This is a genomic window from Plantactinospora sp. CNZ321 (assembly GCF_004217235.1).
Window position 1 is genome coordinate 1948430 of record NZ_SHKQ01000001.1, and the last position, 12728, is coordinate 1961157.

The window sequence follows — 12728 nt, forward strand, 5'->3', positions numbered from 1 at the left end:
GGCGCCAGGGGCGGCCGGCCGGCCCGGCCCGCCGGGCTGCGTCGCTGGTGGCTGGTTGCCGGCTTCGTCGCGGTACTGGTCAGCGCGGTGGCCGGCATCGCGTTCGGGCCGGTCAGCCTGCCACCGGGCAGCGTCGCGGTCGAGCTGCTCAACCTGATACCGGGAGTGCGCCTGCACAGCGGCCTGAACGAGCGCCAGGTCGCCATCGTCACCGAGCTGCGGCTGCCCCGGGTGGTGCTCGGCCTGCTCGTCGGCGCGATGCTGGCCCTTGCCGGCGGCTGCTACCAGGGCGTCTTCCGCAACCCACTGGCCGACCCGCACCTGCTCGGCGTCGCCGCCGGAGCGGGTCTCGCGGTGACCGCCGTGATCGTGGTACGCGGGGTCACCGGCGCGGACGTCACGGTCGGGCTGCCGGTCACCGTGCCACTGGCCGCGTTCGTCGGCGCGCTCGGCGCGGTCCTGCTCACCTACCTGCTCGGCGCGGCCGGCGGCCGGGACCGCTCCCCGGCCACGCTGATCCTGGCCGGGGTGGCGGTCTCGGCCTTCCTCGCCGCCGGCCAGACCTACCTGTTGCAGCGCAACGCGGAGAGCATCCAGGAGGTCTACTCGTGGATGCTCGGCCGGCTGGCCACGGCGGGCTGGCACGACGTACTGGTGGTGCTGCCGTACGCGGTGTTCACCACCGCTGTGGTGTTGGTGCACCGGCGTGAACTCGACGTACTGGCGCTCGGCGACGACGAGGCGAGCAGCCTCGGACTGCACCCGCAGCGCTCCCGGCTGCTGCTGGTCGCCACCGCCTCGCTGGCCACCGCCGCCGCGGTCTCGGTCTCCGGGTTGATCGGCTTCGTCGGCGTCATCGTCCCGCACGTCGTACGGATGCTGGCCGGGGCGAGCTACCGGGCGATCCTGCCGCTGTCGGTGCTCTTCGGCGGCGCCTTCCTGACCCTGACCGACCTGGCGGCGCGGACCGTCGCCGCGCCGGCCGAGATCCCGATCGGCGTGGTGACGGCGCTGCTCGGCGGCCCGTTCTTCGCCATCGTGCTGCGCACCACCCGGCGGGTGGCGGAATGACCGGCGTCCCGAGCCCGCCGAGCGGCCTCGCCGTCGAGGTGACCGACCTCGGCGTCACATTCGGCAGGGCACCCATCCTGGCCGGGGTGAACCTGTCGGTCCGGACCGGGGAGTGGGTCACCGTGATCGGTCCCAACGGCGCCGGCAAGTCGACCCTGCTCCGCGCGGTCGGCGGGCTGCTGTCGGCCAGCACCGGCTCGGTCTCCCTCTTCGGCACGCCGATCGCCCAGCTCCGCCGCCGGGACCGGGCCCGGATGGTGGCGACGGTGCCGCAGACCCCGGTCGTGCCGGCCGGGATGGCGGTACTCGACTACGTGTTGCTCGGCCGCACCCCGTACGTGCCGCCGCTGGGCCGGGAGTCCGCCGCCGACCTGGCGGCCGCGCACGACGTGCTCGACCGGCTGGACCTGACCGGGTTCGCGGCCCGCCCGCTGGCGACGCTCTCCGGTGGCGAGCGGCAGCGGGTCTTCCTGGCCCGGGCGCTGGCCCAGGGCGCCCCGCTGCTGCTGCTCGACGAGCCGACCAGCGCGCTGGACATCGGTCACCAGCAGGAGGTGCTGGAACTCGTCGACCAGCTCCGCGCCGACCACGGGCTGACGGTGCTGGCCACCATGCACGACCTCTCGGTCGCCGGCGAGTACGCCGACCGGATGGTGCTGGTCGCCGCCGGTGCGGTGGCCGCCGACGGCCCACCCCGGGAGGTGCTCACCGACGAGCTGCTCGGTATGCACTACCGGGCCCGGGTCCGGGTGATCGAGGGGGAGCACGGCCCTCTCGTCGTCCCGGTCCGGACCCGGCGGGCCACCTCCCCGGCGGGGGAACGCCGCGACTAGCTGAACCGCCGCCCCTCGTCCCGCCGGTACGCCCAGCCGGCGACCGCGGCCAACAGCACGATCCAGACGCCGAGCATCACCAGCGAGAGCCGGTCGACCGGAAACTCCCCGACGGCCGCCCACATCAGCTCGACCGCTCCCCGGGTCGGCAGGTACGGGGCGATCGCCTCGATGAACCCTGGCGAGCTGCCGGGCGGGAAGAGCAGGCCACCGCCGAAGGCCAGCGGGAAGAAGACCACCTGGGCGACCACGATCGCCGCCTTGCTCGGCAGCGAGTAGCCGATGGCGAGCCCCATCAGGGTGAACGGCACCGCGACCACCACCACGGTGCCGAGCGCGGCCAGGAACGCCGGGCCGGTCACCCGGGCCTCGGTGGCCACCGCCGCGATCACCACCACCGGGAGCAGCGAGATCAGGGTCAGGATCAGGCCGGCGAGGATCCGGCCGGCGAACCGGGGCGCGGCTCCGGCCGGCAGCGTCCGCAGGTACGGATCCCAGGGTTGCGCGCGGTCCTCGGCCACCCCGATGCCGTACTGGAAGATGTTGGTGCTCATCACCGCGAAGGTGACCATCGAGGCGGTGGCGTAGGTGGCCATCACCGGGTCGTCGCCGCTGAACGGCACGACGAAGAAGAGCATCGAGGCGGCCGGGAAGAAGGCGCTACCGACCAGCGCGATGGGGATCCGGATCGTCTCCAGCAGTTGGAATCTGGTGTGCACGAGTGAGAGTCGCACGGTTGGGTCTCCGTCACAGGTCGGCGGTCTGGGCGGGCTGGGGGTGGGACTGCGCCGGGTTCGGCCGCGTCCGGGGGTCGGGCTGTGCCTCGGTGATGGCCAGGAAGGCGTCCTCCAGGCTGCTCGGCCGGATCTCCAGGTCGGCGAAGGAGACGCCGCTGTGCACCAGGTCCCGGACGAGCCGGTCCGCGTCGGTGGTGAGCAGGTGGGTGACGCCGTCGACCCGCTCCACGGCGCGTACTCCGGGCAGGGCCGGCAGTTCTGGAGCGACCAGGCTGACCCGACGGACCCCGACCAGGTCACGGATCGCGGTGACGCTGTCGTCGGCCAGCACCCGGCCGTGGCCGAGCACCACCACCCGGTGTGCCAGTGCCTCGATCTCCTCCAGGTAGTGGCTGCTCAGCAGCACCGTGCCGCCCTCGGCGTGGAACTGGCGGATGCCGTCCCAGAGTTCGCGGCGGGCGGTCACGTCCAGCCCGGTGGTCGGCTCGTCCAGGAAGACGAGCCGGGGACGCCCGACGAAGGCGAGCGCGACCGCCAGCCGGCGCTTCTGCCCGCCGGAGAGCCCACCGGTCTGCCGCCGGACCAGGTCGCCGATGCCGAACCGGCCGAGCAGTTCGGCTCGGGGGACCGGGTCGGTGTAGTGCGCGGAGACGAAGTCGACGACCTCGCCGACCCGCAGGGTCGGCGGCAGCCCGGTCTCCTGCGGCGTCATCCCGATCTGCCGACGGCAGGCCGGGTCGCGGGGGTCGCCGCCGAAGAGTTCGACCCGGCCGGAGCTGACCCGGCGCAGCCCGACCAGCAGGTTGAGCAGGGTGCTCTTGCCGGCGCCGTTCGGGCCGAGCAGCCCGACCAGTTCCCCGGCCGGGAGGTCGAGGTCGACCCGGTCGAGGGCGGTGACGTCGCCGTATCGGCGGGTGGCCTGGACGGCGCGGGCGAGAATCATTGCTTCTCCTCGGTCTGTGGCGGGTCGAGCAGGGCGCGGACGGCCAGGGTGTACTCCTCGAAGGCGAACCGGCCGCGTCGGGTGAGTGCGACGAGGGTGGTCGGGGTGCGGCCGTGGTGGGTTTTGACGATCTCGACGTAGCCGGCCTCTTCGAGCTTGCGCAGGTGCACCGAGAGGTTTCCGGCGGTCATCTGGAGGATGTCCTGGAGTCGCGGGAAGGTGATCCGGTCGTTGCCCCGCAGGGTGGCGAGGGTCGCGGTCACCCGTAGCCGGGCCTGCGCGTGGATCACGGGGTCGAGTTCGGGCAGGCCGGTCACGAGTCGCTCCGCGCGCTCCCGCTCGGGGTGCCCGACGCGCCGGCGGCGAGGTTCCGGCCGTGACGCCGGTCGCGCAGCAGGAAGTGGACGCCGGCCACCAGCATCCCGCCACCTCCGGCCACCGAGATCAACAGGGCGTGCCAGCCGGAGCCGGCCACCAGCCCCACGATGTTGATGACGCTGATCCAGACGCCGAGCCGGAACAGGTTGCGGTCCAGCCAGACCGCACCGCCGGCCATGTGCAGGGCGCCGGTGAGCCCGACGGTGACGCCGGCCCAGAGCAGTCCGGCGACGTCCTCGGGCAGGTGGTCGGAGACCTGGCCGAGCGCCGTGCTGACGCTGCTGAACCCGAGGCCCCAGGCCAGGCCGTACCACAGGCCGCGCCGCTGGGAGTCGCCGGTGACCTGACCGTAGGTCCGGCCACCGACGATCCCGGAGGTGATCCCGGCGGCGACCAGCAGGGCGAGCAGGGTGACCAGTGGCAGCCAGCCGGGCAGGTCCACGAAGACCCGGCCGTCCGGCCCGAAGCGCAGGAAGAACAGGCCGAAGCCGATCAGCCAGGCCAGGCCCCAGGGCCAGTAGTACCAGAGCAGGTTGGGGCTCAGCTTGCGGGCCGCCTCGGCCTGCTGCGCGACGATCAGCCGGAGCGCGGCGGCCGGGTCGGGTGGCGGCAGCTCGTCGTGGTGGGCCGGTTCGCCGGTGCGGTTGTCATCAAAGTTCCCAGTCACGTAAACGAGTTTACAACACAAAGTCCATGGCCGCGCCAACCAGGGGTGCGAGCGCGGTGCGGTGCTCCGGCCGTCAGCCGGCGACGTGCGCGCGGGGCAGCGGCCGGTGCAGCACCGCCGTGCCCGGAGCGGCGGTCAGCGGCCCGTTCGCCAGCGGGCCTGCCGGGGTACGGCCCCGGAGGGTCGTCTCCGGTGTCGCGGTACCGCCGAGCGCGGTGAACAGGAAGGCATTCAGCGCCATGCCGATCGGATCGGGCTGCCCCGGTACCCAGTAGTGGGTGGCGTTCAGCGCGACGCTGACCTGGCGGCGCCCGTCGGGCGAGTGCAGCGAGACGGTGTGGTGGCCGAGTACGACACCGTCGTGCCCCCAGACCGGACCGTCCGGCAAGGGTGCCGTGAGCAGGCCGAGCCCGTACCGGGCGCCGTCCGGGGCGGCCGGGTTGACCGGAACGGTACGCCGCATCTGCGCCAGTTGGGCCGGGCGAAGCAGCCGGCCACCGAGCAGCCCCCGGAAGAACCGGTTCAGGTCGGCGGTGGTGGAGACGATGTCCCCGACCATCCAGGCCCAGGACATGTTGTAGACGCTGAAGTCCCGCAGCGTTCCGTCGACCCAGGGCACGTACCCGGCCGCGTGCGGCCCGTGGATCCGCGGGTCCGTACCCGGGAAGTAGGTCCGGTGCAGTCCGAGCGGGCGCAACACGCGGCGGGTGATCTCGACGGTGGCCGGTCGCCCGGTGACCCGTTCCAGCAGCAGCCCGGCGAGCACATAGTTGGTGTTCGAGTAGGAGTGCCGCTCGCCCGGCGCGTTGGTCGGCGGTTGGCCCATTCCCATCGCGACCAGCTCCAGCGGCCGGACGGTGGTGTGCTGGTACTTCTCGATGTTCTCCACCGAGCCGAAGATCACGTTGTCGAAGTCGTTGATCCCGCTGGTGTGGTTGAGCAGCATCCGCACGGTCACCCCGGCCGGGGCGAGCCGGGGCAGGTAGCGGCGCAGCGGCGCGTCGAGCCAGAGCCGACGTTCGGCGACCAGTTGCAGCAGTACCGTCGAGACGAACGTCTTGGTGATGCTGCCGATCCGGTGCTGGAAGTACGGTCGCATCGGCCGGCCGGTGGTCACCTCGGCCACCCCGCTGGCCCCGCGCCAGGTCTCGCGACCGTCGCGCACCTCGGCGAAGACGCCGGGCATCCCGGCGTCGGTGATCGCGCGCAGGGCGTCGCGCAGCGCCCCGTCCGGCAGGGCGTCGCCGGAGCCGGTCCGGGTGGCGCCGGCCGGGCCGGCCAGGGCCGGGGAGGCGCCGGCGGCGAGCGCGGTGGCGGTCAGGGCCGAACCCGCGACGGTACGCAGGAAGTCGCGGCGGGACTGGTGTGCACGGTACGCGGACAAGTGTCCTCCCCAGGTCGAGGCTGGTCGGTTCCCTTTGGATTCTGACCCGCCCCGGGCGCCGGCTCGTCCACTTCGGTGCCGAGGTACGACTCGACACCGTGGACGAGCCGGCCGCCCCGCCCTCCACCGACCGGCTCCCCCGTGAGGTGGAGCCGGAAAATGTGACGCCCCGGTCACAGGGGTGCGGGCAGCGGCTCGCTGTGCAGCACCGCGAGCCGGGACACCGCCCGGGTCAGCACCACGTAGAGCCGGTGCAGGCCGCGCGGTTCGGCCGCCACGATCCGGGCCGGCTCGACGACGATCACGTGGTCGTACTCCAGGCCCTTCGCCAGGGTCGCCGGCACGACCGTGACCCGGGCCGCCGCCTCCACCTCGTCGGCGCTCGCGGTCGGGATCCCGGCACCGGCCAGCGCGGCGCGCAGCCCGGCCGCCTCGGCCTCGGCGGCGATCACCGCGATCGAACCGTCGTGGGCCAGCGCCGCCCGCACCTCGGCCACCGTCGCCGCCGGCAGGTCGGCCACGGTACGGATGTCCAGCGCGCCGTCCGAGCGCAGCGACTCGGCCGGCGGTACGTCCACGGCCAGTGCCGGCAGCAGCCGGTTGGCCAGCGCCACCACCGCCGCCGGTACCCGGAACCCGATGGTGAGCGGCACCACCGAGGCGTCCGGCTTGCCGAGGTGCCGCAGCGACTCCCGCCAGTCGGTGGCGGCCCACGGGGCGGTGCCCTGGGCGAGGTCGCCGAGGAGGGTGAGCGAGCCGTGCTCGCTGCGCCGGGCGATCACCCGGCACTGCATCGGGGAGAGATCCTGCGCCTCGTCGACCACCACGTGCCCGAAGCTGGGCAGCCGCTCGACCAGCCCGGCCGCCTCGTCGACGAGTACGGCGTCGGCGGCGGTCCACTTCGTCGCCCTTGCCGTGCGGGGCGGCTTCGGCCAGGTCAGCAACGCCTGCTCGGCCTCGCTGAGCAGTCCGTCGGCGGCGGCCGCCAGCGCCTCCGGGTCGGCCAGCAGCCGGTGCAGCAGCCCGTCCGGGGTGACCGCCGGCCAGCAGTGATCGAGAAACTCGGTGACCGGCTTGCACCGGCCCATCCGGCGCAGCCAGCCATCGCCGGGGGAGTCGCCCCGACGGGCCTCCGACTGCCGTTGCAGCAGCCCGACCACCCGGGCCCGGACCCGCTCCCGGCCGGTGGCGTACGGCAGCCCCTCCCGGCGGGCATCCTCGACGATCCGGCGCAGCGCCTCCGCCGTCACCCGCCACCGGTACGAGCCGTCGGAGACCACGATCGGCTCCTCCGGCGCCCGCACCTGCCGGGCCAGGGCCCGGCGCAGCACCTCGGCCATCCGGGGATCGTGCTTCAGCGCGGCGGTGGTCGGTGGGTCCACCGCCCGGACCGGTGTGCCGAGCAGGTCCTGCACGGTCGCCTGGGTCACCTCCACCTCGCCGAGCGCCGGCAGCACCGCCGAGATGTACGACAGGAACGCCCGGTTCGGCCCGACGACGAGTACCCCGGACCGGCGCAGCCGCTCCCGGTGCAGGTAGAGCAGGTAGGCGGCCCGGTGCAGCCCGACCGCCGTCTTCCCGGTCCCCGGTGCACCCTGCACGCAGATCGAGTCGGCCAGCTCGGCCCGGACCAGCTCGTCCTGTTCCGGCTGGATGGTGGCGACGATGTCCCGCATCGGCCCGACCCGGGGACGTTCGATCTCGGCGGTGAGGATCCGGCTCGCGGTGCCGTACTCCTCGCCCCGGTCGAGGTGTTCGTCCTCGAAGCTGGTGAGCTGGCCGGCGCCGAAGCCGAACCGCCGCCGGACCCGCACCCCCTGCGGGTCGCGGGCGCTGGCCCGGTAGAACGAGCGGGAGATCGGGGCCCGCCAGTCCAGCACCATCGGCTCGCCGGCCGGGTCGGTGACGTGCCGCCGCCCGATGTGGTGACTCGCGTCGGCGAAGTCGAGGCGGCCGAAGAAGAGCGGGGTGTTCGGGTCGTCGGCGAGTTCGGCGACCCGCCGGGAGAGGGTCCGGCCGAGCGTCTCGGCCGCGTACGCGTCACCGGCCACGTCCTGGCCGGTCGCGAAGAGTGACTCGGCGTGCTCCCGCATCCGCCGCAGGGCGGCCCGGGAGGCGGCCAGGTGTGCGCGTTCGTACTCCAGGTCGGTGTCGAGGTCCTGTGCGGGCATGCTGGTATCCCATCGGCGCGTCAGCGCGTCGGTTGCTCGCTCGCGTGTCCGGGGGCGGATGGCCGGCTCCCGGCGCGGGGACGTCCGCTGCGGTGCTTTCTCACCTCGGCCGTCAAGCGGCCAGCCAGCCTACCTGCGGCTCGGTTCCCGTTCCACCGAGTTTCATCCGCCGCGCCGGCCGGACCGCCGGCCGGGTGTGCTCGCCAGCATGTCGCCTGGAGTGAAGGTGCGGACCTCCGGGTGGTTGGCCAGCGTCTCGTCGCCACCGCCGCGTGACCAGAACCCGAAGGTCAGGCCGGCCGGTCCGGGTGGCGGCAGGTGGCCGGCCCGGCGCCGCAGGTCCGTCAGGTCGCGCAGGGTGAGCGGCTTGGCCTGCCACCGGGCCTCGCCGACGAGTACGGGATCGTCGCCGGCCCGGCCGAGTACGTCGATCTCCACGGTCTCGTCCTTCCACCAGCGGCCGACCACCGTTTCGGCGGGCAGCGCACCCGTGGCCACCAGGCGCTGGGCGTGATCCCGGGCCGCCGCCTCGAACACCCGCGCGACGTGCGTCTGCCACCGCCCCCAGGTGCGTCGCCGGACCGCGGGCCCCTGACCGCCGTCGATCAGGTCGGCGTCGTCGCGCAGCACGGCGAACCAGTATGCGAGGTAGTCGTCGGCGATCTCGTACAGCGGATCGGCCGAGCTGCCCGCGCCGACCGGGCGTACCGCTCGGACGTAGCCGGCTCGGCGTAGCCGGTCGAGGGTGTAGTCGATCCGTTGCTGGGCCCGGCCGGCGATCCGGGACCGTCGCCGAGCGCCTCCGCCCATCGCGGTCAGCACCCGCTCGTAGCCGCCCCGCCAGTCGAGGTCCTCGGAGAGGATGTCCGGCGCGTCGCGCAGCAGCAGGCCGCCGGGGGTGAAGGCCAACTCGTGCAGGTTCTCCTCTGTGGAGCGCCGTGCCGACCACCGGCTCAGGTGCAGCGGGTAGCCGCCGCAGGCCGCGTACGCCTCGAGGAACTGTTCGGGCGCCAGGTCGGGCAGGAAGGCCCTGGCGTCCAGCAGCGGGAACGGATCCATCCGGCGCTCGACGCCGGCCCGCCGGTGCAGCCCGCCCTGCGGGCCGAGCATCTGCTCCATCAACGCGACCGCCGACCCGGAGAGCACCAGCAGAAACCGCTGGTCGCGGACGTGGTTCTCCCAGACGGCGGAGACGGTGTCGGCGAAGTCGGCGTGCCCGCCGGTCAGCCGGGGCGCCTCGTCGAGCACCACGAGCAGCGGATCGGTGCGGGCCAGTCGGGCGACGAACCGCAGTGCGGCCTCCCAGTCGGGGAAGGTCGTCGGGGCCAGATCGGCCACCTCGTCGCCGAGCTGCTCGCGCAGCGCCTCGGCGAACCGGCGGAGCTGCCGGTCGTCGGCGTCCTGCCGGGTGGCGGTGAAGTAGACCGCTCGCTTGTCCCTGGCAAAGTGAGTGAGCAGGTACGTCTTGCCGACCCGGCGGCGGCCCCAGACCACCGCCAGCTCGGGATGTCCCTCAGTGGCCCGCTGCCAGGCTGAGGTCAGCTCGGCCAGTTCGGCCGCCCGTCCCACGATCGGCATGCGGCCAGCCTACTACAAACTGTTTGTAGCACTGGCTGGTTGTAGTACAAACAGTTTGTAGTAGGCCGCCGGCGTCGGCTCCCCGGTGCGCCCGGGTCGTTGCCACCGGCCGGCCCGGAGGCGGAATCATTGGCGCATGACCGAGCAGCCCGTCGAGCAGCGGCCGATGATGATCAGCGATCCGCAGGTGATGCGGGCCCTGGCGCACCCGGCCCGGCTGGGCATCATGGAGCACCTGACCACGACCGGGACGGCGGTCACCGCGACTGAGTGCGCCGAGATCGTCGGTCTGTCGCCGAGCGCGGTCAGCTACCACCTGCGGGAGCTGGCGAAGTTCGGCCTGGTCGAGCAGGCGCCGAGCCGGGGCGACGCCCGTGAGCGGCTCTGGCGCAGCAGCGTCGGCTCGTGGGGGTGGAGGTCGGCCAGGACGCGTCGCCGGAGGCGCGGGCCGCCCAGGAGACCCTGATCGAGGTGTACGCCGCCCGCGACATGGCCCGGGTCCGGGACTGGGCGCGACGGTTCGGCGAGGAGTCGAAGGAGTGGTACGACGCGGCCCAGTACGGCAGCGCGGTGCTGATGCTGACCGCCGAGGAGCTGACGGAGCTGAACGGCCGGATCCGCGAGCTGATGCGGCCGTACCGGCGGCGGGAGCGGGTCGGGCCGCCCGAGGGCTCCCGCCCGGTGATGGTCCACTACGCGGCGCTGCCGATGGAGTGAATCCGGCCCAGGCCGGGCCGGGGTTGCGTACGGCAATTGTGAAGGGTTACTTTCGAAGTATGTCCTTCACAACTGCCGGTCCTGGCATGCCCGACCACGGCACACCGGCGGTCTCGCACTGGCGGGACGTCTATCTGGCCGCCGGTGCCCGGGCCATCTCGACCTGCGGGGACTTCCTCGCCGCGACCGCGCTGGCACTCGCCCTGCAGTCCGCCGGCGCCGGCGGACTGGCTGTTTCCGGGGTGATGCTGGCCGCCACTCTGCCGCTGGTGCTGCTCGCCCCGCTGACCGGTCGACTGGCCGACCAGGTGGACAGCCGCACCCTGCTGGTCTGGGCCGGCGTCGGCCAGGCTGCGGTCTGCGCGGCACTCGCCTTCGCCGAGAGCACCGCCGTGATCCTGCTGCTCGCCGCGCTGCTCGCCTGCGGGCTGGCGGTGACCCAGCCGACCCTGGCCGCCCTGCTCCCCGAGATGGTGCGTCGCAACGACCTGCCCCGGGCGAGCGCGATCAACCAGACCGCCGGCTCGGTCGGCATGCTCGTCGCGCCGGCCCTGGCCGGGCTGCTGGTCGGCCAGTTCGGTGCCCGGATTCCGCTGCTGCTCGACGCCGGCAGCTATCTCGCGCTGATCGCGGCGGGGCTGCTGCTGGGTACGCGGCGGGGCGGCCGACGGGCGGCGGGAACGGCTGGCGGGACGGGTACGACGCCGACGACCCCGGCCTGGCGGCTGCGTCGCGACCCGCTGCTCTGGACGATGGTGGCCGCGATCGCCGCGACGGTGGCCGGGGTCGGCGCGGTCAACGTGATCGAGGTCTTCTACGTCCGCGAGACCCTGCACTCCTCGACCACGATGTTCGGACTGGTCAGCGCGGCCTGGACCGCCGGCATGCTGACCGGCGCCTGGCTGCTCGCCGGCACCGCCCGGCGGGCCCGGGACGACGGTGCCCTAGTCAAGGGCGTGCTCGGGATGCTCGGCGCGGCCTGCCTGCTGGTCGGACTCGGCGCCACCGTGCCGGCCGCCGGCTGGCTGCTCCCGCTCTGGCTGGTCGGCGGCGTCGCCAACGGCGGGCTGAACGTATTCAGCAACCTGGTGCTGGCCAATCGGGTGCCGCCGGAGGCGCGCGGCAGGGCCTTCGCCGCGCAGGGCGCCGCGATCCAGGGTGCCGGAATGTTCGGCTACCTGGCCGGCGGCCTCCTGCTCACCGGCTTTCCACCCCGCCCGCTGGTCGCGGCGACCGGGCTGGCCGGGCTGGCCGTGGTCGCGGCGGTGACCCCGGTGGTGCTGCGGGCCGCCCGGCGTGAGCGGGCCACGCTGCGTCCTGGGCCACTTCCGTTCCGGTCGGCCGAGCGGCCGGTCGAGCCGGCGGTTACCGTCGGGGCATGACCGAGCTGCGGCGACCCCGGGTAGGCCACATCCAGTTCCTGAACTGCCTGCCGATCTACTGGGGGCTGATGCGCTCCGGTGCGCTGATCGACGTCGAACTGCACAAGGACTCGCCGGAACGGCTCAGCGCCGCCCTGGTCGCCGGTGACCTCGACATCGGGCCGATCACCCTGGTCGAATATCTCAGGCATGCCGACGAGTTGCTGCTGCTGCCGGATCTCGCGGTCGGCAGCGACGGCCCGGTGCTCTCGGTCAACATCGTCTCCACCCGGCCGCTGTCCGAGCTGGACGGCGCCAGGGTCGCCCTCGGTTCCACCTCCCGGACCGGGGTGCTGCTGGCCCGGATGCTGCTGGCCCAGCAGTACGGTGTCGACCCGGAGTACTTCACCTGCCCGCCCGACCTGACCACCATGCTGCTGGAGGCCGAGGCCGGGGTGCTGATCGGCGACGTCGCGCTGCGCGCCCTCTACGAGGCGCCCGGGCGCGGGCTGGCCGTCACCGACCTCGGCCAGGCCTGGCGGGACTGGACCGGACTGCCGATGGTCTTCGCCGTCTGGGCGGTACGCCGGGACTTCGCGGCCAGCCACCCCGGGCAGGTCAAGGAGGTGCACCAGGCGTTCCTGCGCTCCCGGGACCTCTGTCTGGCCGAGCTGGACGAGGTCGCCGAGGCGGCGGCCCGGTGGGAGCCGTTCGACGCGTCGACCCTGGCGACGTACTTCCGGACGCTGGACTTCTCGCTCGGCGAGCGCCAGGTGGCGGGGCTGCGGGAGTTCGCCCGCCGCGCCGTCGACCTGGCCGGCGTACCGCCGCTGCCGGCGGGCGGGCCGGTCTTCTTCTCCGGCTGACTCCCGCTCTCCCGGGCGCCCG

At 73.6% G+C, this 12728-nt stretch carries 13 protein-coding genes; 6 read left to right on the forward strand and 7 right to left on the reverse strand.

Annotated features, from left to right (window positions below):
• The first annotated feature begins 36 nt into the window (after positions 1-36).
• Positions 37-1071: an iron ABC transporter permease gene (locus EV371_RS08655; RefSeq protein ID WP_130465751.1), complete on the forward strand. Its 1035-nt coding sequence runs from the start codon at positions 37-39 to the stop codon at positions 1069-1071.
• A complete protein-coding gene (locus tag EV371_RS08660) occupies positions 1068-1904 on the forward strand; it encodes an ATP-binding cassette domain-containing protein (RefSeq protein ID WP_130461593.1) in 837 nt (278 codons plus the stop codon). The genes EV371_RS08655 and EV371_RS08660 overlap by 4 nt, the downstream gene beginning before the upstream one ends.
• On the opposite strand, the gene EV371_RS08665 is transcribed toward EV371_RS08660, so the two are convergent.
• The 7 genes from EV371_RS08665 to EV371_RS08695 all read right to left on the reverse strand — a co-directional run bounded on the left by EV371_RS08665 (position 1901) and on the right by EV371_RS08695 (position 9762).
• Positions 1901-2638, reverse strand: coding sequence for an ABC transporter permease (locus tag EV371_RS08665; RefSeq protein ID WP_130461594.1), 738 nt, complete (start codon positions 2636-2638; stop codon positions 1901-1903). The two genes, EV371_RS08660 and EV371_RS08665, sit on opposite strands and share 4 nt — an antisense overlap.
• 13 nt (positions 2639-2651) lie before the next feature.
• Entirely contained in the window at positions 2652-3584 is a 933-nt protein-coding gene (locus tag EV371_RS08670) for an ATP-binding cassette domain-containing protein (RefSeq protein WP_130461595.1), read from the reverse strand.
• Positions 3581-3901 (reverse strand): transcriptional regulator, encoded by a 321-nt coding sequence (locus EV371_RS08675; protein ID WP_130461596.1) that lies wholly within the window; start codon positions 3899-3901, stop codon positions 3581-3583. Before EV371_RS08675 ends, EV371_RS08670 begins: the two co-directional genes overlap by 4 nt.
• Positions 3898-4629 (reverse strand): transporter, encoded by a 732-nt coding sequence (locus EV371_RS08680; RefSeq protein ID WP_207230440.1) that lies wholly within the window; start codon positions 4627-4629, stop codon positions 3898-3900. Before EV371_RS08680 ends, EV371_RS08675 begins: the two co-directional genes overlap by 4 nt.
• Before the next feature lie 73 nt (positions 4630-4702).
• Positions 4703-5851 (reverse strand): serine hydrolase domain-containing protein, encoded by a 1149-nt coding sequence (locus EV371_RS08685; protein ID WP_486484922.1) that lies wholly within the window; start codon positions 5849-5851, stop codon positions 4703-4705.
• Positions 5852-6186: 335 nt separating this feature from the next.
• The gene (locus tag EV371_RS08690) at positions 6187-8184 is read right to left on the reverse strand and encodes an AAA family ATPase (protein WP_130461598.1); all 1998 of its coding nucleotides are present in this window, start codon (positions 8182-8184) and stop codon (positions 6187-6189) included.
• Between the two features lie 162 nt (positions 8185-8346).
• Entirely contained in the window at positions 8347-9762 is a 1416-nt protein-coding gene (locus EV371_RS08695) for an ATP-binding protein (protein WP_130461599.1), read from the reverse strand.
• Between the two features lie 136 nt (positions 9763-9898).
• On the opposite strand from EV371_RS08695, the gene EV371_RS34210 reads away from it, so the two are divergent.
• Genes EV371_RS34210 through EV371_RS08710 form a run of 4 tightly spaced genes read left to right on the forward strand, consistent with a single transcriptional unit; the run spans position 9899 to position 12706 of the window.
• On the forward strand, positions 9899-10228 hold the full coding sequence (locus EV371_RS34210; protein WP_486484543.1) for an ArsR/SmtB family transcription factor: 330 nt from the start codon (positions 9899-9901) through the stop codon (positions 10226-10228).
• Positions 10174-10479 (forward strand): hypothetical protein, encoded by a 306-nt coding sequence (locus EV371_RS34215; protein WP_486484544.1) that lies wholly within the window; start codon positions 10174-10176, stop codon positions 10477-10479. The genes EV371_RS34210 and EV371_RS34215 overlap by 55 nt, the downstream gene beginning before the upstream one ends.
• A 59-nt stretch (positions 10480-10538) precedes the next feature.
• Complete coding sequence (locus tag EV371_RS08705) at positions 10539-11861, forward strand: MFS transporter (RefSeq protein WP_349339444.1); 1323 nt, start codon at positions 10539-10541, stop codon at positions 11859-11861.
• Positions 11858-12706, forward strand: a complete 849-nt coding sequence (locus EV371_RS08710) for a menaquinone biosynthesis protein (protein WP_130461600.1) — start codon at positions 11858-11860, stop codon at positions 12704-12706. Before EV371_RS08705 ends, EV371_RS08710 begins: the two co-directional genes overlap by 4 nt.
• Positions 12707-12728: the final 22 nt, after the last annotated feature.